The sequence below is a fragment of the Streptosporangium sp. NPDC053982 genome (assembly GCF_055585205.1).
Genome location: NZ_JBVJKQ010000008.1, coordinates 75,797 through 102,538 on the forward strand (window position 1 = coordinate 75,797; position 26,742 = coordinate 102,538).

The window sequence follows — 26,742 nt, forward strand, 5'->3', positions numbered from 1 at the left end:
CGGACGCCGCCGAAGAACGGTAGTCTTCCCAGGCGGGAGCGGTGACCTCCCGGGCGGACGGGCGGAGAAGCCGAGCCGCCCGCGCGACGAGGGGCACCGGCACCCGCGCCCGACCCGCGCCGACGCGCGGCGTCCGGGCCGGTCATCACGCGGGAGGACGGGGGATCTCGTTGTACCTCAAGACCCTCACCCTGCGCGGTTTCAAGTCGTTCGCCTCGGCCACCACCCTGCGCTTCGAGCCGGGCATCACCGCCGTCGTCGGCCCCAACGGGTCCGGCAAGTCCAACGTGGTCGACGCCCTGGCCTGGGTCATGGGCGAGCACAGCGCCAAGTCCCTGCGCGGCGGCAAGATGGAGGACGTCATCTTCGCCGGCACCTCCTCCCGGGCCCCGTTGGGCCGGGCCGAGGTCACGCTCACCATCGACAACACCGACGGCGCGCTGCCCATCGACTACACCGAGGTCACGATCAGCCGCCTGATGTTCCGGGCCGGCCAGAGCGAGTACGCCATCAACGGCGACACCTGCCGCCTGCTCGACATCCAGGAGCTGCTGTCCGACTCCGGCATCGGCCGGGAGATGCACGTCATCGTCGGCCAGGGCCAGCTCGACCAGGTGCTGCACGCCGGCCCGGAGGACCGCCGGGCGTTCATCGAGGAGGCCGCGGGCGTCCTGAAGCACCGCAAGCGCAAGGAGAAGGCGCTGCGGAAGCTGGACGCGATGCAGGCCAACCTCACCCGGGTCCAGGACCTCACCACCGAGCTGCGCCGCCAGCTCAAGCCCCTGGGACGGCAGGCCGAGATCGCCCGCCGGGCCGCCGTCATCCAGGCCGACCTGCGCGACGCCCGGCTCCGGCTGCTCGCCGACGACGTGCTCACCCTGCGCGCCGCGCTGGAGCGGGAGGTCGCCGACGAGGCCGCGGTGCTTGCCCGCCGTACGGCGGTGGAGACCGAGCTGGAGGAGGGCCAGCGGTCCGAGGCGGAGCTGGAGGCCGCCGAGGCCGAGGCCCAGCCGAGGCTGGCCGCCGCCCAGGAGACCTACTTCGGGCTCGCCTCGCTGCGCGACCGGCTGCGCGGCCTGTCCGGGCTGGCCGCCGAGCGCCACCGGCACGCCAGTGACACCGCGGTGGAACGGCGCGGCCGCGACCCGGAGGATTACGAACGCGAGGCCGAGGAGGTCCGCGAGCAGGAACGGGTGCTGGAGGAGCTGCTCGCCGACGCCCAGGAGACGCTCGCCGCGGCCGTGGCCCGGCGCGCCGAGACCGAGTCGGCTCTCGCGACGGAGGAACGCCGGCTGGCCGCCGAGGCCAGGGCCGCCGCCGACCGGCGCGAGGGCCTGGCGGCCCTGCGGGGCCGCGTCGGGGCCGCCCGCAGCCGCGCCGAGGCCGCCGAGGCGGAGATCGGGCGTCTGGAGCGCTCCCTTGAGGAGGCGCTGCGGCGCGCCGAGACCGCCCAGGCCGAGCACGACAGCCAGGAGGGCTCCGACCCCGCCTCCGCCGACCCGGCCCTCACCGCCCTCGCCGAGGAGCTGGAGATGGCCCTCGCGGCCGTCGAGGAGTCCCGGGACGCCGTCGAGCGGGCCAGGGCGCTGGTGGACGACGCCAAGGCCGCCGTCACCGGCCCGACCTCCGCCCTGGGCACGGCGCGGGCCGCCCTCGCCGCGGCGCGCAAGGCCGAGGCGGAGTCGCAGCGGCAGGTCGCCGCGCTGGAGGCCCGCCGCGAGACGCTGGAGCTGAGCCTGGCCAGGGGGGTGGACGGCGGCGCGGCGCTGCTCGCCGCCGACCTCGCCGGTGTGCTCGGCCCGGTCGCCGCGATGCTCGCCGTACGGCAGGGCGCGGAGGCGGCCGTCGCCGCGGTGCTGGGCGCCGCCGCCGAGGCCGTCGCGGTGGAGTCGCTGCAGAGCGCGGCCGACGCGATCGACTTCCTGCGCGGCCGGGACGGCGGCCGGGCGGACCTGGTCATCACCGCCGACGGCTCCGGGGGCGGCTCCCCCCGCGACCCGGTGCCGGTCGCCGGGGCCGAGTGGGCGCTCGACCTGGTCGAGGTCCCCGCCGCCCTGAGCGCCGCCGCCGAGCACCTGCTGGGCGGCGTGCTGGTGGTCGACGACCTCGCGACCGCGCGCAAGGCGGTCGAGCAGTGGCCAGGGCTGCGCGCGGCGACCCGCGCCGGCGACCTGCTGGGCGCGCACGTCGCCCGGGGCGGTTCCGCCGACGGCGGCTCCGCGCTGCGGATGCGGGCCGCGCTGGACGAGGCCGCCGCCGACCTGGAGGAGGCCCGGCACCGGGCCGAGGAGGCCGCCGCCGCGCTGGAGGAGGCGGCCGAGGCCGAGGGCGAGGCGCAGCTCGCCGTCGAGGCGGCCCAGGCGCGGGTGGCCGAGACGCAGTCGGGCGTGCAGACCGCCCAGGCGGGGGTGAACGCGGCGCAGGCCGTACTGGACGAGCTGAGGTCCCGCCAGCGCGACGCCGACCAGCGGACCGCCGCCGCGGCCCGCCGCCTCGCCCAGCTCGACGCCGCCGCCGCCGCGGCCCGCGGCGAGTGCGAGCGGCTGGCCCGGGGCGTGGCGTCGGCCCGCGAGGCCCGCGACCGCGACGCGGCGGGCCTGGCCGAGCTGGAGGAGCGCCTCGCCGCCGCGGAGAGCGCCGAGGAGCTCACCGAGGAGCCCACCACCGAGCTGCGCGACGAGCTGGCCGAGATCTGCGCCGAGGCCCGGCAGGGGGAGATGGAGGCCCGCCTGTCCGTGCGGACGGCCGAGGAGCGGGTCAGGGGCATCGCGGGCCGCGCCGAGGAACTGGAGCGGGCCGCCGAGCAGGAGCGCGAGGAACGGGCCAGGGCGGCCGAGCTGCGGGAGCGGCGGCGCCGGCAGGCCCGCACGGCGCAGGCGGTCGTCCGGGGCGCCGAGCGGGCGCTGGCCGTGCTGGAGGTGTCGCTGGCGGCCGCCGCCGCCGAACGCGACGAGGCCGAGCAGGCGCGCGGGCGGATCGACGCCTCACTGAAGTCGATGCGCGTCCGGGTCCGCGAGCTGACGGCGGAGCTGGACAAGCTGGTCAACCGCGCCCACGGCAGCGAGGTGGCCCGGACCGAGCGGCGGCTGCGCCTGGAGCAGCTCGAAGCGCGGGCCACGGAGGAGTTCGGCGTCGAGACCGACGTCCTGGTCGCCGAGTACGGCCCCGACCAGCCGGTCCCGGCGGCCGACGGCGACCCCGTCCCCTACGTGCGCGAGGAGCAGGAGAAGCGGGCGAAGGCGGCCGAGCGGCAGATGACCCAGCTCGGCAAGGTCAACCCGCTGGCGCTGGAGGAGTTCGCGGCGCTGGAGGAGCGGCACGCGTTCCTGACCTCCCAGCTGGAGGACCTGAAGAAGACCCGCCGTGACCTGCTGCTCGTGGTCAAGGAGGTGGACGACCGGGTCGAGCAGGTCTTCGCCGCCGCCTACGAGGACGTGGCGCGGGAGTTCGAGCAGATCTTCACCCGGGTCTTCCCCGGGGGCGAGGGCAGGCTGCTGCTGACCGACCCCTCCGACATGCTCACCACCGGAGTCGAGGTCGAGGCCCGCCCGCCGGGCAAGAAGGTCAAGCGGCTGTCGCTGCTGTCGGGCGGCGAGCGGTCGCTGACCGCGGTGGCCTTCCTCGTGGCGATCTTCAAGGCCCGGCCCTCGCCGTTCTACGTGATGGACGAGGTCGAGGCCGCGCTCGACGACACCAACACCCAGCGCCTGCTGACCCTGTTCGAGGAGCTGCGGCAGACCTCCCAGCTCATCGTGATCACCCACCAGAAGCGCACGATGGAGATCGCCGACGCGCTGTACGGCGTGTCGATGCGCGGCGACGGCGTCTCCCACGTCATCAGCCAGCGGCTGCGCGAGCAGGAGGACTGACCCGGGGTCCGGTCGCGGGCGCGCGGCCGAGCGGTCGAGCCGTACGGGCGGCCGAGCCGTACGGGCGGCGGTCCGGCCGCGGGACCGACGCCCGGACGAGGGGGCACGGGGCCGGTTCGGGCCCCTCGGGGTACGGAGCATCACCCGCCGTCTGGAAAACTGTGGTCTTGTGGAACCCATCGGCATAATCGCGATCGTCGTCGCCATCCTTGTGCTGGCGGCCGGCAGCATGGTCCTGCTGCTCCGGCCGCGTGGCAAGGCGGCGCCTCCGCCGGTCGAGCCGCCCGAGGTGCGGATCCCGGAGGAGACACAGGCACCGCCCAGGGCGGCGGTGGAGGACCAGGAGGCGACGACCACCGTCCCGCCTCCGCGGACCACGCCGGCCGAGCCGATGGTCGTCCCGCCCCCGGCGGTGGAGGTCCCGCCGCCGTCCGCGGGCCGGATGGTACGGCTGCGCGCCCGGCTGGCCCGCTCGCAGAACACCTTCGGCAAGGGCCTGCTCGAACTGCTCTCCCGTGACCGTCTCGACGACGACACGTGGGACGAGATCGAGGAGACCCTGATCACCGCCGACGTCGGGATCGCCCCGACGCAGGCGATGGTCGAGGATCTGCGGACGCAGGTGAAGATCCTGGGCAGCCGCACGCCCGACGAGGCGCGCGCCCTGCTCCGCAAGGAGCTGCTCACCCAGATCGGCACCGACCTCGACCGCACCCTGCACGTCCAGCCGCACGGCGAGCGCCCGGCCGTGGTGCTGGTGGTCGGCGTCAACGGCACCGGCAAGACCACCACCACCGGCAAGCTGGCCCGCTCCCTCGTCGGCGACGGCCGCTCGGTCGTGCTCGGCGCGGCCGACACGTTCCGCGCCGCCGCCGCCGACCAGCTCCAGACCTGGGGAGACCGGGTCGGGGCCGAGGTCGTGCGCGGCCCGGAGGGCGGCGACCCCGCCTCGGTCGCCTTCGACGCCGTCGCCAGGGGCACGGCCGACAAGGCCGACGTGGTGATCGTGGACACCGCCGGCCGGCTGCACACCAAGACCGGCCTGATGGACGAGCTGGGCAAGGTCAAGCGGGTCATCGAGAAGAAGGCCACGGTCGACGAGGTCCTGCTCGTCCTCGACGCCACCACCGGCCAGAACGGCATGCGCCAGGCCCAGGTGTTCGCCGAGGTCGTGGACGTCACCGGCATCGCCCTGACCAAGCTGGACGGCACCGCCAAGGGCGGGATCATCATCTCCGTCCAGCGGGAGCTGGGCGTCCCGGTCAAGCTGGTCGGCCTGGGCGAGGGCCCGGACGACCTGGCGCCGTTCGACCCCGAGGTCTTCGTGGACGCGCTCCTCGGCGACTGATCCTGCTCACACGAGACGGCGGACGCCCCCGGGACATCCCGGGGGCGTCCGCCGTCCCAGGACCGGGCCATGGGCCATGGGCCATGGGCCGGCCGTTCCGGCCCTTGCACCCGAGGATGTCTCGCTGAGGGAACCTCGATTGAGACGGTCGACACCGCGGTCACACTTCATGGTGGCCGGCGACATCTGTCACCGCGGGTGACCGCGTCGGCGATCGGTGGGTGTTCACGTCACACGTTGTCCTCGAGGAGTTGTCGTACGCGGGTGAGGAATGCCTGGCGGACCTCTTCTGGGTGCAGTATTCGAAGTGGTCGGCCGAGGCTGAGCAGGTAGCGGGCCAGGCCGTCGGCGTCCGGCCCGCCGATGTCGATGATCGTTGCGTCATCGCCGTCCGGGTGGTGGACGCCGACCGTCGACGGCACCAGCCTGCGCGCCTCATCGGCCGGTACGGCCAGGCGGATGGTCACCCGCACCGGGTGGGGCCTCAGCGCGATGCCCGTACCGACCATCTGTGCCGGATCCGGCGGGTCGGGCAGGGCGGCGGCCTGCCCGGTGGCCGTGGCATCGATGATGCGATCGGTGCGGAAGGTGCGCCAGTCCTGCCGTGTCAGGTCGTAGGCGAGGAGATACCAGCGGCGGCCGGTGTAGATGAGCCGGTGGGGGCCCACTCGGCGGGTGGACGTCGTTCCGGTCCGGTCGCGGTAGGTCAACCGGGTGCGTTCGCCTCGCCGGCACGCGGTGGCCAGGTCGAGGAGCAGCGCGGGGGAGATCTGGCTGTCGTCGGGTCGTGCGGTGTGGGTGAACGCGGTGTCCAGCCCGCCGAGCCGGTCGGCGATCCTGGCCGGCAGCACCTGGCGTAGTTTCAGCAGCGCCGACAGGGCTGCCTGGTCGCTGCCGGAGACTCCGCTGAAGGCGGCGGTGCGCAGCCCGACAGCGACTGCGAGGGCCTCCTCCTCGTCAAGGATCAGTGGCGGAATGCTGGTTCCGGGCCCGAGGTGGTAGCCGCCCCATGGGCCCATCTCGGATTCGATGCCGTAGCCGAGTTCACGTAGCCGGGCGATGTCCCGGCGAACCGTCCGTTCGGTGATCTCCAGCTGGGCGGAAAGATCAGCGCACGTCCAGGACCGCCGCGTTGACAGCAAAGACAGCAGCCGCAGCAGCCGTGCCGAGGTGTTGACCACGGCTCACAGTCTGCTCGATGACCAGGACCGTTTCTGACCGGGTCATACCGTAACGTCACCGCGTGGCCGGGAACTCCTCGGCCGAGAAGTCCATTACGGCGATGACCTCCGCCAGGGCGCCTCAGATGACGGGCCAGGGTGGGCGCACGTAACCGATGAGGGGCAGGATCCATGGAAGCACGTATGAAGAGCGTGGCGAATCCCGATGTGATCACGGCGATTCAGCATCTCCAGAAGGCGATTCACGCCGGTGGCGTCGACCCGCTCGTGCTCGAGCTGGTCCATCTGCGGGCCAGCCAGGTCAACGGCTGCAGCCCGTGTGTGTTCGCCGGCGTCCAGTCTGCGAAGAAGCATGGCGAGACCGAGGAGCGGCTGCACAACGTGGTCGCCTGGCGCGAGGCCCCGTTCTTCACCGAGGAGGAGCGGGCGGCGCTCGCGCTGACCGAGGCCGCCACCCGGATCCAGGACGGCGCGCCGGGGGTGACCGACGAGATCTGGGATGCCGCCGCCACCTACTTCGACGAGAACCAGATGTCGGCGATCATTCTGAACATCGCACTCACCAACTTCTTCAACCGGATCAACCACACGATCCGGGAGCAGGCCGGCAAGGCCTGGTGAAGGCGGGCGGGCGCCATCCGGCCAGAGGCCGCGGTGGCGGCGTGGTGAAGGACGTGATCGGCCGGCTCCTCGCCGGCCGATCCGGCGCCGCTTCCGGCAGGTCCCCGTCCTGGGCTTCCACCTTCGGGTGACCGCCGGCAACCATCCCTTCTATGATCATCAGGGGCGCATGACGATGAGCGACGAACCACCGGAACTGACCGTCACCGATGCCCGAGCCTGGCGGGAGTGGCTCGGCAGGCACCACGACAGCTCGGCAGGGGTGTGGCTGGTCCTCGCCAAGCGAAACACGACCCGGCCCACCAGCCTGACCTATGACCAGGCGCTCGACGAAGCCCTCTGCCACGGCTGGATCGACGGTCGGCTACGACGGCGGGATGAGATCACCTTCTGCCGGCGCTTCACCCCTCGCGGAAGGCGAAGTCCCTGGTCGGCGCGGAACGTTTCCATCGTCACCCGTCTGATCGGCGAGGGCCGGATGCATCCGGCCGGAATGACCGAGGTCGAACGCGCCAAGGCCGACGGCCGCTGGGAGGCGGCCTACGCGGGACAAGCCGGCATCGAGGTGCCGGCCGACCTGGCCGCCGCACTGGCCGCGAAACCCCAGGCACAAGCCATGTTCGACATCCTCACCTCCCAGAACCGCTACGCCGTTCTCTATCGGATCACGAACGCCAAACGCGCCGAGACCCGAGCCCGCCGTATCACCCGGCTCGTTGACATGCTCGCCCGCGGCGAGGCGATCCACCCGCAAAAGCGCGCCCTCGGCGGTTGAACGCCGGCCCACCCCTCGCTCCGCCAAGCCCACGCACATGGCGGCTCGGCGTTCGGCCAGACCCGGGACCTTGCTCACTCGTGCTTCTGGATTCTCCCGGAGCCGGGAGCCACAGGTCCGGCCGCGTTCGACGAGATGGGCTTGCAACGGGGCCATGACACGGGGCGACGGCCGCCGCGCGGACGCCTCCGGGAACCATCCCGGAGGCGTCCGCATGTTCCGGCCGGGATCAGCGGGAGTAGACCTCCATCTCGTAGAGCGAGTAGCCGTAGGAGGTGGCGCGTTTCGTGCCCTTCATCCGGACGTATCTCGCGGTCGCCGGGGCGAACGTCACGTTGTCCACGCCGCCGTTCCCGGTGGTGGTGGAGAAGACGGTCGTCCAGGACGAGCCGTCGGCGGACGTCTGGATCGAGTACGCCGAGCCGTAGGCGTCCTCCCAGCGCAGCAGCACCCGGGCCACGGTCTGCGGCGAGCCCAGGTCCACCTGGAGGTACTGGTCGTCGCTGCGGGCGCTGGACCAGCGGCTCCCGGGATCGCCGTCCACGGCCTTGCTCGCCGGGTAGAGCAGGAACAGCTCCGAGCTGGACGCCTTCGCCGTACGGCCGGCCGCGAGGTTGCCGATCGGATCGCCCCGGTGCGAGGGGAACGACACGACCTGCTGGTAGGTCGGCCGGTTCTGCCAGGAGATCAGCGACTGCTTGATCCCGCCGAGCGGGGAGTGGCGGACGCTGTCGGCGCACCACTGGTCGCCCGCGCCGCAGACGTCGTCGGCGGGGTAGGTCGTCGCCGCGGGTTCGGCGAGCGCCGCCGCCAGGCTGTCCAGCAGCACCGTCCGGCAGCCCGCCACCGTGCCGTCGCCGCAGTACTTCGCGGGCAGCGGCCCGGAGACCGGTTCGCCGAGCACGGCCCGGAGGTCCTTGCTGACGTAGCCCCACCAGCCGTACTGGAACGACGAGCCCTTGTGCGCCTGGGCCTCGTTGGCCGAGCCGGGCGAGCCCGAGTCACCGTTCTGGTGGCCGGAGGGGGACTCGTTGATCTGCAGGGCGCCGGTCAGGGACCGGTAGAGGCCCTCGCCCATCCCGGGCCGGAACTCGGCCTGGACGAGCCGGGGCCACCAGGCGTCGAACGCGCGGATCGCCGCGGCGTGCGCGTACGTCCGGTTGCCCGGCGCGGTCTCGGTCCGTTTCGCCCCGGAGTCCGCCCATGCCTTCAGCCCGGCGACCGCAGAGGCGAGGGCCGGGTCGGCGGGGGCGTCGCCGATCACCCGCAGCAGGTGGGGCAGGACCTTCTTGCCGCGCAGGTCGGTGACTGCGGCCTCGGCCATGATCTTCACGGTGCCGGCCCGGTCGAGCTTGCCGGGCCCGGCCAGGGCCGCCTTGACGGGGGCGTCCAGCAGGTCCACCCGGTGGACCGGGCCGAAGCTGAAGTTGCCGTCGGCGGCGCCGTAGTCCTTGGCCTGCTTGTTGTTCCAGCTGACGAAGTAGTCCTGGTCTACGGCCTGCGGGTGGGTCGCCGGGGCGGTGTAGGTCGCGGTGCGGGCGTCGGGGTCGAAGCCGGCCCACTCGTGGGCGGCGTCGGCCGTCATCGGCAGGTTCGGGTCGGAGACCGCGGACCTGACGGGGGTGTTGCCCGACATGAAGTACGCCGAGCGGGCCGAGTTGACGTAGAACCAGTTGAACGCGAACCCGATGTCGGAGGCGGCGGCGGTGAAGCCCGCCGGGTCGCCCATCTGCGCCGGGTCGTTGAACCGCTGGAACCCGATCGCCGAGTCGGCCTCGTGCCCGTAGGTCGAGCGCAGCGAGGCGAAGGCGGTGGGCCGCCCGCCGACGGTGCCGCGCCAGGTCACCAGCCCGTACTTGGTCCGTTTGATCACCAGGTCGTAGGAGCCCGCCGCGGTGCTGTCGGCGACGGTGGGCTTCCAGGAGTTGGTCTTGCGCAGCGTCTCCATGGCCGTGCAGACGCCGCGGTAGAGGTAGTGGTCCGATGCCGTGGTCGGGGTCCCGCCGCCGGGCTCGCAGAGCTCCAGGGCGTAGGTGTCGGTGATGTCCTGGCCGCTGGAGGTGGCGCTCCAGGCGTAGTCGGTGCCCCGGCCGAGCAGCACGTACAGGTTGAGCCCGGCGAACGCCGCGCCGCGCGCCCGGATGCCGGGCCCGGACAGCTCCTCCAGCATGAGCAGCTGCGGGGCGAAGTAGCCGGTCTGCGGGCCGAACACCGCGACCGGGTGGCCGGTGGTGGACTCGGCGCCGGACACCACGACGGCGTTGGACATCCCGGGCCTGGCGTTGTCCACGGTCAGCCCGCCGAGCACGCCCTTCTCCGCCTCGCCGGAGCGGGCGGTGAGGGCCGGGCCGGTGGCCGACCCCTTCTCGTTCTGGGTGATGTCCACCGGCGCGGTCGTGGCGGCGTCGGGCAGGACGACGCCAGTGGCGCCGGGCGCGTCGCCCGAGGGGAAGCTCTGGCCGGCGTGCAGGGTGAGGGTGGTCTCGGGGTCGTTGCGCGACCGGAACGCCTCCCAGGCGCGGTCGCCGGCGGCGACGCCGTACTTGGCGCGGGCCGCGACCCGTACCAGCGCGGACTGCATCTCCGCGCCGCCGCCCCCGCCGAACAGGCCGCCGACCACCCCGGAGATCGCGATGAGGTCGGTCATGGTGAAGTCCTGGGGGCCGCCCGCGTTGGTGACGGCGTCGAGGTGGCCGGTGAGGACGTACTCGCCGGGGCAGTTGCGACCCGCCATGCAGTGATCGATGTAGGCGTTGATGCCGTCGATGTAGGACCGCACGTCGGCGTAGAGCTGCGCGCCCCGGGGGCCGGAGTCGCGCAGGCGGGTGAGCTGCGTCTGCAGGTCCGCCTCGGTGTAGGGGGAGTTGAGCCAGACGCTCTGCTCCAGCGCGCGGTTGCCGGGCGCGCCGCCGGCGAAGGGCGTCAGCTCGCCCCGGCCGACGTGCCGGATCAGGTCCATGACCCACAACCGGTCCTGCGCGCCGGCGTATCCGGCGCCGAACATGGTGCCCTCGCGGGTCGTGCCGGTGATGTGCGGGACCCCGGTGGCCCGGTCGCGGACGATTTTCACGTCGGACCGCGGGCTGACGGTGCTCTCCACCTGCCCGTCCGGTACACCGAAGGAGGCGTCGTTGAAGAACGCGGCGATCTGCTCGTCGGTCAGCCCGGTGTAGCCGGAGACGAGGTCCGCATACCGGCCGAGCTGGTCGGAGCTGTGCCGGGGCATCGTGCCCAGCGACTGGTTGGCGAGGATCTCCACCAGTGTGGCGTTGCCGTTCTCGCCGGGTGGCAGGATGTCGGCGCACTGGCCGAGGCAGTGGTCGTCGGGGGCGAGGGTGTCCGCCGACGCCGGGGCGGGGGAGGTGAGGGGGAGGGTGAGCGCGACGATCGCGAACGCCGAGGCGGCGGCGATCATCCGCCGGAGACGTGAGTGCACGGGGAACCCCCAGAACATGAGGAGCACTCGGATGTTGGGAGGAACATACGCCCGGGGGACCGGCCGATCAACAGCCCATCCGGTAACCGCGCCTGCCTCTTCCGCCCGTCCCCGCCATCGGCCGGGCCTTCACCGCCCCCCGAGCCTTCAGCGGCGCCGGGCCTTCGCCGCCCACCCGGGGCCGGGCCGGGGCGGGGCGGGCGCGCACGGCGTCCCCGCTCACTCCGTCAGCGTTCGGACGCCCCCAGCCGCGCCATCAGCCAGTCGGCCGCGGCGGGGAGCCAGTCGGGGTGGGCCTCGCCGAGCAGGTGGTCGGCGTACGGCACGAGCAGGTACTCGCCGTACGGCGCCAGGCGGGCCAGCGGCTCACCGTTGACCACGCCGGGGATGGCGTCCCGCCCGCCGTCCACCACCAGCAGCGGTACGGCGACGCGCGGGGCGAGGTCCGTCAGGTCCACGTGGCGGGCGAAGTCCCGGGCGGCCTCGATGCCGCCGGCGCGCTGGGTCAGCGTGTCGTGCACGAACGCGGGCAGCCCGTCCCAGTCGAGGCGGAAGGGGCCGCTGACGGTGACGGCGGCCCTGACCCGGGGCTCCCTGGCGGCGCTCTCGGCGGCGTAGTAGCCGCCCAGGCTGAGCCCTACCAGGCCGATCCCCTCGACGCCGAGGGCGTCGACGACGTCCCCCACCACCCGGTGGTAGTCGGGGCGGACGACGGTGGTGGCCGCGAGCGCGCCCTGACCGGGGCCGTCCATGGCGAACACCGCCGCGCCCCTGCGCAGGAACGCATCGGCGACGGCGTGGAACTCCTCCTTGGCGGAGTCCATGCCGGGCACGATGACGACGGTCGCGGCCGCGTCGGCGGGGCCGCGGAGCCGGCCGGTGAAGCCGGGGCCCTCGATCCTCCGGGCGGCGGGCTCCAGGATCTCCAGGGCGCGGCCCATGGCGGCGTCGGCCTCCGCGGCCGCCCCGGCGGCGAGCGCGCGGTCCGGATGCGGCACGAGGGCGGCGAAGTGGAACCACCTGGCGGCCGTCCGGAAGTGCTCGCCCGCCGAGACCGCGGACGCCGCCGCCCCGGCCAGGCCGAGGTGGCGCCGGCCGGTTCGGACGAAGGCGTCCGGCCAGTCGTCGAGGGACGCGAGCCCGGCCGTGACGCGACGGTACTCGTGCGGGTCGAGGCCGGCGGCGGTGGCGCGGCTGAAGTTGGCCTCGGCGAACACGGCGACGCTCATCGCGACTCCTTCGGAGTGAGGGGGGATCCGACGGTGAGGACGGCCTTGCCCCGCACCCGCCTCTCCCGCAGGTCGACCAGGAGGTCCGCGGCCTGCTCCCAGCCGGCGATCCGGCCGACCTCGGGGCGCAGCCGTCCGGCGTCCACCAGCCGGACCAGCGTGGCGAGGTCTTCGCCGTAGGGGACGCCGGCGTAGTGGAAGTGGCGGATCACGGCGTTCTCCGGCCCGGCGAGGAGATCGAAGAAGTCGAGGGTCACCGGGGTCCGGCTGGCCTGGCCGTACCAGATCAGCGTGCCGCCCGGGGCCAGCGCGGCGAGGGCGACGGGCAGGGCGGTCCCGCCGGTGGACTCCAGGACCAGCGGGAAGGGCCCGCGCGCGTCGGCGACGTCGTGCACGACCTCCGCGGCGCCCAGCTCGATCAGCCGCCGGCCGCGTTCGGGCGAGGCGGTCACCGCGGTGATCTCGGCTCCGGCCGCGGCGGCCAGTTCGGTGACGTAGTGGCCCACCCCGCCCGAGGCGCCGGTGAGCAGGATCCGCCGGCCCGTCACGGCGCCGGCCGCGCGGAGCAGACGCAGCGCGGTGATCCCGGCGAGGGGCAGGGCCGCGGCCCGGACGGAGGTGACGGAGCCGGGCAGCCCGGCGAGCGAATGGGTGGGGACCGCGACGTACTCGGCCCAGCCCCCGTACGGCGGATGCCCCACCACGCGGGTCCCGGCCACCGGGCCCGAGCCGTCGGCCGCCGCCTGCACGACCAGGCCCGCGACGTCCTTGCCCGGGACGAACCCCGGGCGCGGGTCCTCCAGCAGGAAGGTCTCTCCCCGGTTGACGGAGAACGCCTCCACCCTGACCAGGGCCTCGTCCGCGGCCGGGACGGGCTGGACGTCCTCGGCGAGGCGTACCGGGCGTTCCGGGTCGCCGGTGGGGATCAGTCTCTTCATGTCCGTCATGGAATCGGAGGCCGGGGCGCTCCGGCCAACAACCGGCGGGTGGAGGCCACAACCACCGGTTGTCGTCCGGGGTCCGTGGCGGGGGACCGCCCGGGTGACCTGGACCGGTGATCGACCCTCGGGCCAGGTCATAGGGTGTGGGCCGTGGATCTCGATCTGGCACAGGTCCGCGCGTTCGTGCTCGCCGCGGAGGAGCTGCACTTCGGCCGGGCGGCGGCGGAGCTCTCGATCTCCCAGCAGGCCCTGTCCAAGCGGATCGCCGCCCTGGAGGCCCGGCTCGGCGCGCGCCTGCTCGACCGCGGCGGACAGGGAGTACGGCTCACCGCGGCCGGGCTGCGTTTCCTCGCCCCCGCCCGGCAGGCGCTCGCCGCGGGGGACCTCGCCGTGGCCGCCGCGCGCGAGGAGCGCCGGCCGCTGCGGGTGGACGTGTGGGGCCACCTCTACGCGCCGATGCGCACGCTCTCCCGCGCCGCGGAACGCGCCGAGGGGCTGGAGCTCGAACTGGGGCACGCCCGCGACCTGCCGTCCGTGGCGGCGGCGCTGCTGCGCGGGGAGACCGACATCGGGTTCGGCAGGGTCCATCCGCCGCTGCCGGAGGGGCTCACCCACCGGCTGGTGCGGCTGGAACCCGTCGACGCGGTGGTCAGCGCCGACCATCCCCTGGCGGACGAGCCGGTCCTGCGGCCCGAGCGGCTGCGCGCCGGCGTACTGTGGACGCCGGGGCCGCTGGACCGGCTCGACTTCCTCGGCCGCTTCGCCGACCACTTCGGCGTGACCGCCCGGGAGCAGGGGCCCAACCTCGGCCTCGACCACTTCGCCGCGCGCATCGCCGCCGACCCCGGCTGCTTCTCGCTGCTGCCCGCCGACTGTCCCCTGCCGGACGTCCCCGGCGTCCGGACGATCCCGCTGGTGGATCCGACCCCGCTGTACGCCTGGTCGCTGCTGTGGCGGGGCTCCGGCGGGCACCCGCCGATCGAACCGCTGGTGGAGGCGTTCCTGGCGGAGGCGGGCCGCAACCGGTGGCTGGAGTACGACCCGCGGCGCGACTGGCTGCCCTGAGTGCGCCGTACGGGGACCTCGCGCGGGGACTTCGCACGGAGACCCCGGGGAGGGCTCAGGAAGGGCTCAGTGGCGGACGCCGACCGGGACGACCAGGGGGGTGCCCGCCACCGGGTCCTCGATGACCTTGGCCTCCAGGTCGAAGACCTCGGCCAGCAGCGGCTCGGTGAGGACCTCGTGCGGCGTCCCGGCCGCGAGCACCCGGCCGGAGCGCATGGCGACCAGCCGGTCGGCGTACCGGGCCGCGAGGTTGAGGTCGTGCAGGACCATCACCACGGTCCGGCCGTGCTCGCCGTGCAGCCGCCGCACCAGCTCCAGCACCTCGATCTGGTGGGCGAGGTCCAGGAAGGTCGTCGGCTCGTCCAGCAGCAGCAGGTCGGTGCCCTGGGCCAGGGCCATCGAGATCCACGCCCGCTGCCGCTGCCCGCCCGACAGCTCGTCCAGCGGGCGCTCGCCCAGGCCGTCCAGGCCCGTCATGGCCAGCGCCTCGCCGACCGCCGCCTCGTCGCCGGACGACCACTGCCGGTACCAGGTCTGGTGCGGGTGCCGGCCCCGGGCCACCAGGTCGGCCACGGTCAGCCCTTCGGGGGCCGTGGGCGCCTGCGGCAGCACGCCCAGGATCCGCGCGACCTCCTTGGTCGGCATCCGGTCGATGCGCTTGCCGTCCAGCAGCACCTCGCCGCCGGACGGCTTCAGCAGCCGTCCCAGCGCGCGCAGCAGCGTGGACTTGCCGCACCCGTTGGGCCCGATGATCGTGGTGACCGTCCCGGCCTCGATGCCGAGGTCGAGGCCGTCGACGATGACGCGGTCACCGTAGCCGAGCCTCACGCCGACCGCCTGCAGCCTCACGTTCGCTTCCTCTCCGTGCTCTCTGTGCTCTCCGTGGTCGTCCGTACGGTTCCCGCCGTTCACGCGCGTGCCCCCCGGCGTGCGCGGACCAGCAGGTAGATCAGGTAGGGGGCGCCCAGGACCGCAGTGACCACGCCCACCGGGAGCTCGGCGGGGGAGGCCACCGTACGGGCGGCCAGGTCGGCGGCGGTGACCAGGACGGCCCCGCACAGCGCCGAGACGATCAGCGGCGGCTGGGCGACCCCGGCCACGCGCAGCGCGATCTGCGGCGAGGCCAGGGCGACGAAGGCGATCGGACCGGCCGCGGCGGTGGCCACCGCCGCGAGCAGCACCGCGGCCAGGACCAGCAGGCCCCTGGCGAGGTTCGTCCGCACGCCCAGGCCGGTCACGGTGTCGTCGCCGAAGCGCAGCGCGCCGAGCGACCGGGTGCCGGCCAGCGCCGCCGGCACCAGTACGGCCAGCGCGATCGCGACCGGGACCACGTGCTCCCAGCCCCGGCCGTTGAGCGAGCCGCTGATCCACACCATGGCCCGGCCGCTGTCGGTGACGTCCCCCACGGTCAGCAGCCAGTACTTGACGTTGGTGAACACCGCCGAGACGCCGACGCCGACCAGGACGAGGCGGTAGCCGTCCAGGCCCCCGCGCCAGGCCAGCAGGTAGACGGCCAGCGCCCCGGCCAGCCCGCCGGCCAGGGCGACCAGCGGGACGCCCACGCTCGCCAGGGCTCCGCCCGCGCCGCCCGCCGCGCTGCCCGCGGTCACGATGATCCCGACCACGGCGACGCTGGAGCCGGTGGTGACGCCGAGGACGTCGGGGCTGGCCAGCGGGTTTCGGGCGATGGCCTGGGTGATCGCGCCGGCCAGCGCCAGCGCCGCGCCGACGAGGACGCCGGTCAGCGCGCGGGGGAGCCGCAGCTCCATCACGACGAAGTGGTCCGGCCCGCCGCCGGCGACCGCCCGGAACACCTCGGCGACGCTCATCGGGATGTCGCCGATGCGCATGTTCAGCGCCATCAGCAGCACCGCGGCGGCCAGCAGGACCAGGGACGCGGCGGCCGAGCGCAGGCGCAGCAGCCAGGAGGCCGGGCCGAGCCGCAGCGGCCGCTCGTGGGCGAGCCGTACGGGCACGGGGGTCACGGGGGTCACGGGCGGGACGTCTTCCGGACGGGGCGGAGGCTTCGGCGAGGGGGCCTGCGAGGGGCTCTGCGGGGAGGTCACAGACTCAGCGGCTTCCTGCGCCTGACCAGCGCGACGAAGAACGGCGCGCCCAGCAGGGCGAGCACGACGCCGACCTCCAGCTCGCCGGGCCGGGCCACGACCCGGCCGACCACGTCGGCGCCCAGCAGCGCCGCGGCGCCGAGCAGCCCCGAGTACGGCAGCAGCAGCCGGTGGTCGGGTCCTGACAGGGGACGCGCCAGGTGCGGCACCATCAGCCCGAGGAAGGCGAGTGCCCCGCAGGCCGCGACGGCGGCGCCGCTGAGCAGCGTGATCGCGGCGACGCCGACGGTGCGGGTCAGCGTGACGTTCTGCCCCAGGGCACGGGCCACGTCCTCGCCGAGCGCGAGGGTGTTGAGGCCCGGGGCGTTGACCAGCGCCAGGACCAGTCCGGCCGCGACGAACGGGAGCACCTGCCAGGCGACGTCGGCGCCCCGGCCGGCGATCGACCCGGCCTGCCAGAACCGGAAGACGTCCATGGCCTGCTCGTCCATCAGGACCATGGCCGAGGTGAGGGCGTAGAGGAAGGCGCTGACCGCGGTGCCGGCCAGGGCCAGCGTCACCGGCGTGGGGCCGCCCCGGCCGCCGCCGGCCATGCCGAGGGCGAAGACGCCCACGCTGGCCACCAGCGCCCCGGCCAGGCCGAACCAGATGTAGCCGTACAGGCTCGTCACGCCGAACACCATGATGGCCGCCACCATCGCGAAGGCCGCGCCCTGGGTGACGCCGAGCAGTCCGGGGTCGGCCAGGGGGTTGCGGGTGTGGCCCTGCATCAGCGCGCCCGCCACGCCGAGCGCGACCCCGGCCAGCAGGCCGAGGGCGGTCCTGGGGACGCGCAGCGAGGAGACGACGATGTCGTTCTCGGTGCCGGTGGGGCCGGTCAGCGCGTGCCAGACGTCGGCGGGCGGCACCGGCCGGGCGCCGACCATGACGCTCAGCACGGCCGCCACCGCCACGGCGCCCAGCAGCCCGGCCAGCACGAGGGGCGGGCGCGGGCGGCCCGTCCGGGGCCTGCCGGGCGCGGGCGGCCGGACGGCGGTCACCGCTGTGCTCACCCGTGCTCCTCTCGGGTCGGTTGCCGGATTTCAGGCAAGTATGTCAGGTTAGGTATGCCTAAACTAAATTAGGCATGGCTTCGGTAAAGGAAAATCTGATGAGAGTGTTGCGCACCCTGGCCGCCGGCGTCGCGGGGGCCGTGCTGGCCCTCGGGCTCGCCGCCTGCGGGTCGGGTTCGTCCACCGGCACGGCCGCCGGTCCGGGCTCGGACGCGCAGGCGTCCGGCCCGCGGGCGAGCGGTACGGCCGGCGCGGCCGCGTTCCCCCGGACGATCAAGCACGCCATGGGCGAGACCGAGATCCCGGCGCGGCCCAAGCGGGTCGTGGCACTCGACCAGAGCTTCGTGGACGCGGTGCTGACCCTGGAGACCGACGTCGTCGGCTACACCACCTACCGGTCGATCGAGGAGAAGCTGCCCGACTACCTCGCCCCGGTCCTCGGGCACGCCGGGGACGCCACGTCGGTCGGCACGCTGGAGCAGCCGAGCCTGGAGAAGATCGTCGCCCTCAAGCCGGACCTGATCGTCTCGGCGAAGGTCCGCCACGAGGCGCTCTACGACAAGCTGTCGAAGATCGCGCCGACGGTGTTCAGCGAGACCACCGGCGCCATCTGGAAGGAGAACCTCCGGCTCGTGGGGCGCACCCTGGGCAGGGAGGACCTGGCCGAGCAGCGGATCACCGCCTACCAGGACCGGGCCGCGAAGATCGGCGAGTCGATCGAGGCGAAGGAGGGCGGGATGCCCACCGTCTCGGTCGCCCGCTTCGCCGGCGAGCCGACCGTCCGCCTCTACGTGGAGAACTCCTACTCCGGCCTGGTGCTGAAGGACGTCGGCTTCCCGCGGCCGAAGGACCAGCCGACCAGCGCGGACGCCATCGCGGTGGACGTCAGCCAGGAGAACATCTCCCAGCTCGACGCCGACCACATCTTCGTCGCCGCCTACGACGACCCGTCGGTCGGGCCGATCAGGAAGAAGTTCGAGGCCAACCCGCTGTGGGACCGGCTGAAGGGCGCCAGGCATGACGTCTCCGACACCACGTGGATGAGCGCCGTCGGCATCCAGGGCGCCCACGCCATACTCGACGACCTGGCGAAGATCTTCGAGGTCGACCCGGCGAAGGCGGCCTGAGCGCGCCGGGCCGGTGGACGGCGCGTACGCCCCGGCCGGCGGAGTGCGCGCCCCGCCGCCGGCCGGGTGCGGGGCCGCAGACGCCCCGGCCGCCCGGTCCGCTCTCCTGCGTCACACCTCCGACAGGAAGGCCCGCAGGTCGCGCAGGTGGGGGGTGATGTCCAGGCCCTGCTCGGCCAGCCAGGCGTCACTGTCGTACGTCCCGCGGTAGCGCTCGCCGCCGTCGCAGAACAGCGTGACGACGCTGCCCCGCTCGCCCGCCGCGCGCATCTCGCGCAGGATCCGCACGGCCGCCGCCACGTTGGTGCCGGTGGAGCCGCCGACGTCGCGGCCGGTGACCTCCCGGACCCAGCGCATGGCCGCGACGGACAGCGCGTCGGGCACGCGGATCATGCGGTCGATGACCTCGGGCATGAAGGAGGGCTCCACCCGGGGGCGGCCGATGCCCTCGATGCGCGAGCCCGGGGCGGTGACCGCGGTGTCGCCGCTCTCCCAGGCGGGGTAGAAGGCCGACCCCTCGGGGTCGACCACGGCCAGGCGGGTGAGGTGGCGGCGGTAGCGGATGTAGCGGCCGATCGTCGAGGACGTGCCGCCGGTGCCCGCGCCGACCACGATCCAGGCCGGCTCGGGGTGGGGCTCCATCTCCATCTGCTGGAAGATGCTCTCGGCGATGTTGTTGTTGCCGCGCCAGTCGGTGGCCCGCTCGGCGTAGGTGAACTGGTCCATGAAGTGACCGCCGGTCTCGGCGGCCAGCCTGCGCGACTCCGCGTAGATCGCCTTGGGGTCGTCCACGAGGTGGCACTTGCCGCCGTAGAACTCGATCAGGGCGATCTTCTCCGGCGAGGTCGAGGCGGGCATCACCGCGATGAACGGCAGGCCGACGAGTCGGGCGAAGTACGCCTCGCTCACCGCCGTGGAGCCGCTGGACGCCTCCACGACCGTGGTGGACGGGCCGATCCATCCGCCGGCCAGGCCGTACAGGAACAGGGAGCGGGCGAGCCGGTGCTTGAGTGAACCGGTCGGGTGCACCGACTCGTCCTTCAGGTAGAGGCTCACTCCCCAGTGGGCGGGGAGGGGGAAGACGTGGAGGTGGGTGTCACAGCTCCGGTGCGCGTCGGCCTCGACGCGGCGGATGGCCTCGGCCACCCAGGAGCGGGTACGGGGATCGTGCCGATCCACCTGGTCCATCGGGGATTGCATGGGGGTAAAGGTAGCGTGAGCTGCGGCGATGTGAGTGTGGACACACTTTACGACTATTCAGAGGGAAAGATGTTACGATAACGAGACTTGTCCGGCTGTGGGGCGTGTGTCCGTCCGCCACCGATGCAGCCAGAAGCCGACCCCCTGACCAGCTGGAACTCTTAACGGCACCTTTACGGCGTGCCTGCGAGCATGCGATGGCCTGTCAGGGGAAGGGGCATCGCGCGATGTGCCGGATGTTACTGGGGGAAGGCCCGAGGGGGATTACGTGATCACGATGACCGAAGAGCAGCGCAACGACTGGTTCGAGCGAGACGTCGTTCCGGTGACCAACCAGCTCTACGCGTCCGCGATGCGTCTCACCCGCAACCCGGCGGACGCCGAGGACCTGGTCCAGGAGACCGTGGCCAAGGCGTTCAGCTCCTACCACCAGTTCCGTGAGGGCACCAACCTCAAGGCGTGGCTGCACCGCATCCTCACCAACAACTTCATCAACGAGTACCGCAAGAGGCAGCGCTCGCCCAAGCTCTCGGCCACCGAGGAGATCGAGGACTGGCAGCTCGCCGCCGCCGAGTCCCACACGTCCTCCGGGCTCAAGTCCGCCGAGACCGAGGCGCTGGAGCAGCTCCCCGACACCGCGGTGATGAACGCCCTGCGGACCCTGCCCGAGGAGTTCCGTGTGGCGGTCTACCTCGCCGACGTCGAGGGGTTCGCCTACAAGGAGATCGCCGACCGGATGGGCACCCCCATCGGCACGGTCATGTCCCGCCTGCACCGCGGCCGCCGCCAGCTGCGGACCCTGCTGTCCGACTACGCCCGCGAGGAGGGCGCGGTCCGGCTGCCGGAGCAGCGCCGCGCCGCCTGACCCTCTCCGGGCGCCGCGCCGCCTGATCCTCCGGTACGGCGCCGCGCCGCCTGATCCTCAGGGGGACGGCGCCGCGGCGATCAGCGTGACCGCGACCAGGGTGGCGCCGACCCCGGCGACCTGCACCGCGTTCAGCCGCTCGCCCAGCACCTGCCGGGCGAGCAGCAGGGTGCTCACCGGGTAGAGAGAGACCAGGACGGCGACGAGGCTGAGCATCCCGCGCTGCTGGGCGAGCAGGAACAGCACGTTGGCCGCCATGTCGAGCATCCCCGCCGTGATCACGATGCGCGGCACCCCGGGCCCCGGGCGCAGAGTCCGGCCGGTGACCGCGGCCAGCAGGGCGATCATGGTGATCGACACCGTCCTGGCCCCGGCCAGCGGCCACAGGCCGCCGTCATCGGGGGTCTGCGCCAGCAGCACGAAGAAGCCGCCGAAGCCCGCCCCGGCGACGAGCGCGGCCAGGACCGGGGTGCGCCGCGGGCCGGACTCGGCCGTGGCGGACTCGCGGCTCACCAGCACCACCGCGACCAGCGCCAGCGCCACGCCGCCCAGCGCCACCGGCTCCGGACGGTCCCCGGTGGCCACGCCGAAGATCACCGGCAGCGCCGCCGAAGTGACCGCGGTGATCGGCGCCACCACGGACATCGTCCCGGTGGCGAGCGCGCGGTAGAACAGCACCAGTCCGACGGTGCCCGACAGGCCCGCCGCCATGCCCCAGCCCAGCGCCTCCGCCGACGGGTGGCCCGGCAGGAACGGCAGCAGGACGCCGACCGTCACCAGGCCCGCGAACTGCGACAGGACGACCACCGCCATGACGACCTTCGAGCGCCGGGTCGCCAGGCCGCCGAAGAAGTCCGCGGTGCCGTACACCACCGCGCAGGCCGTCGCCAGCACCACCGCCGTCATGTCTCCTCCTGGTGCAATGAGTTGCACTATAAGTACAGCACATAAGGTGCACTGCGGTGCAACTTTGGTTCACTACAATGAACCGGTGGATCCTGAGACCATCACCGGCGCCATCGCGAACAACGTCCGTGCCCAGCGCGCGCACCGGCACATGACGCTCGACGAGCTCGCCGCGCGCTCGGGCGTCAGCCGGGGCATGCTCGTCCAGGTCGAGCAGGGGCGGACCAACCCCAGCATCAACACCCTGACCCGCATCGCCGACGCGCTCGGCGTGACGGTCGCCCGGATGGTCGAGGTCGCGGACACGCCGGTCGTCCGGGTGGTCTCCCCCGCCGACGTCGTCACCTTCCCGCACGGCGAGGGGAGCTCCGCCCGGCTGATGGTCGGCAGCGACGCCCCCGCGATCCTGGAGCTGTGGGACTGGCGCCTGGCCCCGGGCGAGCACCACGACGGCGACGCCCACCCGCCGGGCACCCGCGAGATGCTGAGCGTGCTGGAGGGGGAGCTGACCCTGTCGGTCCACGGCAGGAGCCACCTCGTCCCGGCCGACGGGGCCGTCCTGTTCAGCGCCGACCGGCCGCACCGGTACGCCAACCTCGGCGACGCCCCGCTGCGTTTCGTGATGGTCGTGACCGAGCCCCGGGGGACACCCGACCAGTAGGCCCGTCCGTGGCCGGGTCCCGGGGAACACCCGGCCGGTAGGCGTCTGTGGCCGGGCCCCGGGAGGTGCCCGGAGGGCAGGGGCCCGCAGGCCGTCCCCCGCCGGAAACGCCCGGCCAGTAGGCGTCCGTGGCCCGGAGGACAGGTGGGGCGCCGACGCGGTCCGGGTACACCGACCACGGACGCGTGTCCCCAATGGCGCGTCGATACGTTGAATTGCCAGTCGATGTCCCATCCTGGTGGGAGGAACTGGCCGAGATCGTGCGGGGAGACGCGGTCCAGGATCACCTCTCGCCCCGCCGCGATTATCGGAGGGCGGGCATGCGGCTGCGGATCGTTCCGGTGGCGCTTCTCCTGTCGGCCGGGGCGTGCGCCGCCCCCGTCCACCGCGTGCAGACCCGCGAACCGGCCCCCGCCCCGTCCGCGGCCCCCAGCCGGCGGCCGGTGGACCCCGCCGAGCTCGCCCTGAAGCTCGCCGGGATCCAGCCGGGCTGGCCCAGGCGCGGCTACCCCCTCCCGCCCCCGAAGCGGAAGATCGACTGCGGGCGGGTCAAGTGCGTGGCGCTGACCTACGACGACGGCCCCGGGCACCACACCGCGAAGCTGCTCGACATCCTCGCCAGGTACCACGCCAGGGCCACCTTCTTCCTCGTCGGGAAGATGGTCCTGGCCAACGCCGACGGCGCGCTGCGCCGCATGGTGCGTGACGGCCACGAACTGGGCAACCACACCTGGAGCCACCCGCAGCTCACCGCCATGTCCGAGGGCGCGGTCCGGGCGGAGCTGACCCGCACCCAGAAGGTCATCGAGCGCAGGACCGGCGTCCGGGCGACCCTCATGCGCCCGCCGTACGGGGCCACCGACAAGAGGGTCGCGGCCGTGGCCCGGCACATGGGGCTGGCCCAGGTCCTGTGGAGCGTGGACACCCTGGACTGGCGCGACCGCGTCACCCCGGTCGTCGCGCGGCGCGCGACCGCGATCAAGCCCGGGTCCATCGTGCTCATGCACGACATCCACCGCACCACGGTCGAGGCCGCCCCCCGGATCCTGAAGGAGCTCACCCGGCGGGGCTTCGCGTTCGTCACGGTCTCGGAGCTGTACGGCAGGCCGCTCCGCCCCGGCATGGACTACAGCGAGCGGGAACGCGACAAATGACCGTCCGCCGCTCGCAGCCGTCCGCACCGGCGGCCCGCCCGCGCCACCGGTGCGGACGGGCGCTTCACCGGCGCTCGACCTACCGGCGCTCGGCCCGCTAGCGCTCGATCACGCCGCAGGCGACGCGCCTGCCGGAGTCGCCGGCCTTGAGCGTCTCGGCGTCCGGCCCGGCCGGGTCCTTCCCGCTGCGATAGCGGTCGGGGATGTTGGCGTGGTTGTCGGACAGGGCGTGGATGACGACGGAGCTGCCGTCGGCGTCGAAGAGCTGCTGCACCCGGAAGCGGTCCGTCACCAGGGCGGCCCGGCCGGTGCCGTCCTGGCCGACCATGAGGTCCGGCAGGTCGCCGGAGTGGTACGGGTGGGCCTCCGAGTCCAGGTCGAAGTGCGGTCCCGCGCTGGCGAAGGGGCTGCCCGTCGCCGGATCGACCGACTTGGGGTCGCAGACGCCCTTGGCGTGGATGTGGAAGGCGTGCTGTCCAGGCGTCAGGTCCCTGACGACGACCACGACCCTGGGCTTGTCGGAGTCGGTCCCCGCGATGCGCAGCATGCCGACCGTCCGGCCGTCGGCGTCCTTGATGGTCGCGCCGACCTGCCCGCCGAACGGGCCCGCCGAGGGCTCGCCGGCCGGCCCGGACGGGCGCGCCGACGGCCCGTCGCCCGGCGGGCGGGGCGCGGGAGCGGCGGCTCCCACGGTCGCCGCGCCCGCCCCGAGCGCGAGGGCCAGCGTCAGATGGATTCCACGAAGCATGATCTCCCCCGAATTCGTCCGCTCCCCGCGGCGCGGGAAGCGCCCTGCGAGTCTCCTACCTCGAAGATCAGGTGACAATCACGCGGTGGGGAAAGGGAGGGGAAAGGACCGCGCCCCGCTCGCCGGGCGGGCGGCGGGCCCCATACCGGTCCGGGCGGGTCCGTCCCGGGTCCTGGCGATCCGGAGGGATCCGGAGGGGTTCTGAGGGATCCGGGGGTTCGGGAGAGGACGGCACGCCGCCCCGCCCGAGGGGGCGGGGCGGCGGAACCGGTCACCGTACCCGGTGTGGGCCGGGGGCGGGAGGGCTCAGCTGCCGCGCTTGGCGCGGGCGGCGGAACGGCCCCGGGTGGCGGCGTCAAGGACGACCTTGCGGATGCGCACCGCCTCGGGGGTGATCTCCACGCACTCGTCCTCGCGGATGAACTCCAGCGCCTGCTCCAGGGAGAGCTGCCGCGGCGGGATGACCTTCTCGGTCTCGTCCGCGGTGGAGGAGCGCATGTTGGTGAGCTTCTTCTCCTTGGTGATGTTCACGTCCATGTCGTCGGAGCGCGAGTTCTCACCGATGATCATGCCTTCGTAGACCTCGGTGGTCGGCGACACGAACAGCACGCCGCGCTCCTGGAGGTTCAGCATGGCGAACGCGGTCACCGGGCCCGAGCGGTCGGCGACCAGCGAGCCGTTGTTGCGGGTGCGCAGCTCGCCGAACCACGGCTCGTACGCCTCGAAGACGTGGTGCACCAGGCCGGTGCCCCGGGTCTCGGTCAGGAACTCGGTCCGGAAGCCGATCAGGCCGCGGGCCGGGACCACGAACTCCATCCGGATCCAGCCGGTGCCGTGGTTGGTCATGTGCTCCATGCGGCCCTTGCGGACGGCCAGGAGCTGGGTGACGGCCCCGAGGTACTCCTCAGGGCAGTCGACGGTCAGGCGCTCGACCGGCTCGTGCACCTTGCCGTCGACGACCCTGGTGACCACCTGCGGCTTGCCGACGGTCAGCTCGTAGCCCTCGCGGCGCATCTGCTCGACGAGGATGGCCAGCGCCAGCTCGCCTCGGCCCTGCACCTCCCAGGCGTCCGGGCGCTCGGTCGGCAGGACGCGCAGCGACACGTTGCCGACCAGCTCCTTGTCCAGGCGGTCCTTGACCATGCGGGCGGTGACCTTGGAACCCTTGACCTTGCCGACCAGCGGCGAGGTGTTGGTGCCGATGACCATCGAGATCGCGGGCTCGTCCACGGTGATCAGCGGCAGCGGGCGCGGGTCGTCGGGGTCGGCCAGGGTCTCGCCGATCATGATGTCCGGGATGCCGGCGATCGCGATGATGTCGCCGGGGCCGGCCTCGTCGGCGGCCCTGCGCTCCAGCGCCTCGGTCATCAGCAGCTCAGTGATCTTCACCCGCTGGATGCTGCCGTCGGTACGGCACCAGGCGACCTGCTGGCCCTTCTTGATGACGCCCTGGTGCACCCGGCACAGCGCGATCCGGCCGAGGTAGGACGAGGCGTCGAGGTTGGTGACGTGCGCCTGCAGCGGGGCGTCGGGGTCGTAGGTCGGGGCGGGGATCGTCTCCTTGATGACCTCGAACAGGGGCTCCAGGTCGTCGGAGTCGGGCATCCCGCCGTCCTCGGGACGGTTCAGCGAGGCGCGGCCGGCCTTGGCCGAGGCGTAGACGATCGGGAAGTCGATCTGCTCCTCGGTGGCGTCGAGGTCCATGAAGAGCTCGTAGACCTCGTCCACGACCTCCTTGATGCGGGCGTCGGGGCGGTCGACCTTGTTGATGCACAGGATGACCGGCATCTTCGCGGCGAACGCCTTGCGCAGCACGAACCTCGTCTGCGGCAGCGGGCCCTCGGAGGCGTCGACCAGCAGCACGACGCCGTCCACCATCGACAGGCCGCGCTCGACCTCGCCGCCGAAGTCGGCGTGGCCGGGGGTGTCGATGATGTTGAGGGTCATGCCGCCGTGCCGTACGGCGGTGTTCTTCGCGAGAATGGTGATGCCCTTCTCGCGCTCGAGGTCGTTGGAGTCCATTACACGGTCGTCGACGTCCTGGTTGGCCCGGAAGGCTCCGGACTGCCAGAGCATGGCATCCACGAGAGTGGTCTTGCCGTGGTCGACGTGCGCGATGATCGCGATGTTCCGCAGGTCGTCGCGGCTGTTCAAAGGCATGGTGGAGTCTCACTCTGTGATCGTGGAGGCTGGCCGCCGAACGTGCGGCCTTCCCATTTTAGGCGATGCCGCCAATCGCTCTCACGCCCACCGCGATGCTTCTCGGGAGTAGGGGCCCGGCCCGGTGGCCGGAAGACCGCTCCGACCGGCCGGGACTCGCGGGCGGCCGCGCCACGAACCCCCGGGAAGGAGGCGGGGAAGGGCCTTTCGGGAGGACGACGGCGACGCGGCCGGGGAGACGCCGGAAGACACCGGGGAGACGCCGGGGGACAGGGGGCCCCGCGGAAATGGTCAGCCGTCTGCATATTCCTGACCATGCGCGCCGGGACCCGAATTTC

At 73.3% G+C, this 26,742-nt stretch carries 20 protein-coding genes; 9 read left to right on the top strand and 11 right to left on the bottom strand.

The window, feature by feature from the left end; all coding sequences use genetic code 11:
• Positions 1-170: 170 nt before the first annotated feature.
• Positions 171-3,869 (top strand): chromosome segregation protein SMC, encoded by a 3,699-nt coding sequence (gene smc, locus ACZ6W9_RS15845; RefSeq protein ID WP_389959896.1) that lies wholly within the window; start codon positions 171-173, stop codon positions 3,867-3,869.
• A gap of 229 nt (positions 3,870-4,098) precedes the next feature.
• A complete protein-coding gene (gene ftsY, locus ACZ6W9_RS15850) occupies positions 4,099-5,217 on the top strand; it encodes a signal recognition particle-docking protein FtsY (RefSeq protein ID WP_389960316.1) in 1,119 nt (372 codons plus the stop codon).
• 230 nt (positions 5,218-5,447) lie between these two features.
• Here the strand turns inward: ftsY and ACZ6W9_RS15855 are convergent, their stop codons facing one another.
• On the bottom strand, positions 5,448-6,398 hold the full coding sequence (locus ACZ6W9_RS15855) for a helix-turn-helix transcriptional regulator (protein WP_470118279.1): 951 nt from the start codon (positions 6,396-6,398) through the stop codon (positions 5,448-5,450).
• A gap of 183 nt (positions 6,399-6,581) precedes the next feature.
• Here ACZ6W9_RS15855 and ACZ6W9_RS15860 point away from each other — a divergent pair, with 183 nt between their 5' ends.
• Entirely contained in the window at positions 6,582-7,019 is a 438-nt protein-coding gene (locus tag ACZ6W9_RS15860; RefSeq protein ID WP_470118281.1) for a carboxymuconolactone decarboxylase family protein, read from the top strand.
• Between the two features lie 169 nt (positions 7,020-7,188).
• Positions 7,189-7,794: a YdeI/OmpD-associated family protein gene (locus tag ACZ6W9_RS15865; protein WP_389959905.1), complete on the top strand. Its 606-nt coding sequence runs from the start codon at positions 7,189-7,191 to the stop codon at positions 7,792-7,794.
• Between the two features lie 229 nt (positions 7,795-8,023).
• Here ACZ6W9_RS15865 and ACZ6W9_RS15870 read toward each other — a convergent pair whose 3' ends face one another.
• The 3 genes from ACZ6W9_RS15870 to ACZ6W9_RS15880 all read right to left on the bottom strand — a co-directional run bounded on the left by ACZ6W9_RS15870 (position 8,024) and on the right by ACZ6W9_RS15880 (position 13,397).
• Complete coding sequence (locus ACZ6W9_RS15870; RefSeq protein ID WP_389960318.1) at positions 8,024-11,248, bottom strand: penicillin acylase family protein; 3,225 nt, start codon at positions 11,246-11,248, stop codon at positions 8,024-8,026.
• 209 nt (positions 11,249-11,457) lie between these two features.
• Positions 11,458-12,459: an alpha/beta hydrolase family protein gene (locus ACZ6W9_RS15875; RefSeq protein WP_470118283.1), complete on the bottom strand. Its 1,002-nt coding sequence runs from the start codon at positions 12,457-12,459 to the stop codon at positions 11,458-11,460.
• A complete protein-coding gene (locus tag ACZ6W9_RS15880; protein ID WP_470118285.1) occupies positions 12,456-13,397 on the bottom strand; it encodes a zinc-binding dehydrogenase in 942 nt (313 codons plus the stop codon). Before ACZ6W9_RS15880 ends, ACZ6W9_RS15875 begins: the two co-directional genes overlap by 4 nt.
• Before the next feature lie 153 nt (positions 13,398-13,550).
• Between ACZ6W9_RS15880 and ACZ6W9_RS15885 the strand changes: the two genes are divergently transcribed.
• Positions 13,551-14,465 carry a LysR family transcriptional regulator gene (locus tag ACZ6W9_RS15885; RefSeq protein ID WP_389959913.1) on the top strand — a complete coding sequence of 305 codons (915 nt, stop codon included), beginning with the start codon at positions 13,551-13,553 and terminating at the stop codon, positions 14,463-14,465.
• A 66-nt stretch (positions 14,466-14,531) separates the two neighbouring features.
• On the opposite strand, the gene ACZ6W9_RS15890 is transcribed toward ACZ6W9_RS15885, so the two are convergent.
• From ACZ6W9_RS15890 to ACZ6W9_RS15900, 3 genes are all read right to left on the bottom strand, one after another.
• Entirely contained in the window at positions 14,532-15,314 is a 783-nt protein-coding gene (locus ACZ6W9_RS15890) for an ABC transporter ATP-binding protein (RefSeq protein ID WP_389959916.1), read from the bottom strand.
• A 59-nt stretch (positions 15,315-15,373) separates the two neighbouring features.
• Complete coding sequence (locus ACZ6W9_RS15895; RefSeq protein ID WP_470118287.1) at positions 15,374-16,459, bottom strand: FecCD family ABC transporter permease; 1,086 nt, start codon at positions 16,457-16,459, stop codon at positions 15,374-15,376.
• Positions 16,460-16,527: 68 nt separating this feature from the next.
• Positions 16,528-17,583: a FecCD family ABC transporter permease gene (locus ACZ6W9_RS15900; RefSeq protein WP_389959922.1), complete on the bottom strand. Its 1,056-nt coding sequence runs from the start codon at positions 17,581-17,583 to the stop codon at positions 16,528-16,530.
• A gap of 98 nt (positions 17,584-17,681) precedes the next feature.
• On the opposite strand from ACZ6W9_RS15900, the gene ACZ6W9_RS15905 reads away from it, so the two are divergent.
• Entirely contained in the window at positions 17,682-18,710 is a 1,029-nt protein-coding gene (locus ACZ6W9_RS15905; RefSeq protein ID WP_389959926.1) for an ABC transporter substrate-binding protein, read from the top strand.
• A gap of 111 nt (positions 18,711-18,821) precedes the next feature.
• On the opposite strand, the gene ACZ6W9_RS15910 is transcribed toward ACZ6W9_RS15905, so the two are convergent.
• On the bottom strand, positions 18,822-19,910 hold the full coding sequence (locus tag ACZ6W9_RS15910) for a PLP-dependent cysteine synthase family protein (protein WP_470118288.1): 1,089 nt from the start codon (positions 19,908-19,910) through the stop codon (positions 18,822-18,824).
• A gap of 277 nt (positions 19,911-20,187) precedes the next feature.
• Here ACZ6W9_RS15910 and ACZ6W9_RS15915 point away from each other — a divergent pair, with 277 nt between their 5' ends.
• The gene (locus tag ACZ6W9_RS15915; RefSeq protein ID WP_389959932.1) at positions 20,188-20,775 is read left to right on the top strand and encodes a sigma-70 family RNA polymerase sigma factor; all 588 of its coding nucleotides are present in this window, start codon (positions 20,188-20,190) and stop codon (positions 20,773-20,775) included.
• 57 nt (positions 20,776-20,832) lie between these two features.
• On the opposite strand, the gene ACZ6W9_RS15920 is transcribed toward ACZ6W9_RS15915, so the two are convergent.
• A complete protein-coding gene (locus tag ACZ6W9_RS15920) occupies positions 20,833-21,681 on the bottom strand; it encodes an EamA family transporter (RefSeq protein ID WP_470118289.1) in 849 nt (282 codons plus the stop codon).
• Positions 21,682-21,766: 85 nt separating this feature from the next.
• Here ACZ6W9_RS15920 and ACZ6W9_RS15925 point away from each other — a divergent pair, with 85 nt between their 5' ends.
• Together ACZ6W9_RS15925 and ACZ6W9_RS15930 are read left to right on the top strand one after the other, a co-directional pair.
• On the top strand, positions 21,767-22,342 hold the full coding sequence (locus ACZ6W9_RS15925; RefSeq protein ID WP_362941434.1) for a helix-turn-helix domain-containing protein: 576 nt from the start codon (positions 21,767-21,769) through the stop codon (positions 22,340-22,342).
• A gap of 320 nt (positions 22,343-22,662) precedes the next feature.
• Positions 22,663-23,496, top strand: coding sequence for a polysaccharide deacetylase family protein (locus tag ACZ6W9_RS15930; protein ID WP_470118291.1), 834 nt, complete (start codon positions 22,663-22,665; stop codon positions 23,494-23,496).
• A 97-nt stretch (positions 23,497-23,593) separates the two neighbouring features.
• Here ACZ6W9_RS15930 and ACZ6W9_RS15935 read toward each other — a convergent pair whose 3' ends face one another.
• Positions 23,594-24,244, bottom strand: a complete 651-nt coding sequence (locus ACZ6W9_RS15935) for a superoxide dismutase family protein (protein ID WP_470118293.1) — start codon at positions 24,242-24,244, stop codon at positions 23,594-23,596.
• Between the two features lie 306 nt (positions 24,245-24,550).
• Entirely contained in the window at positions 24,551-26,404 is a 1,854-nt protein-coding gene (gene typA / locus ACZ6W9_RS15940; protein ID WP_389959944.1) for a translational GTPase TypA, read from the bottom strand.
• Positions 26,405-26,742: the final 338 nt, after the last annotated feature.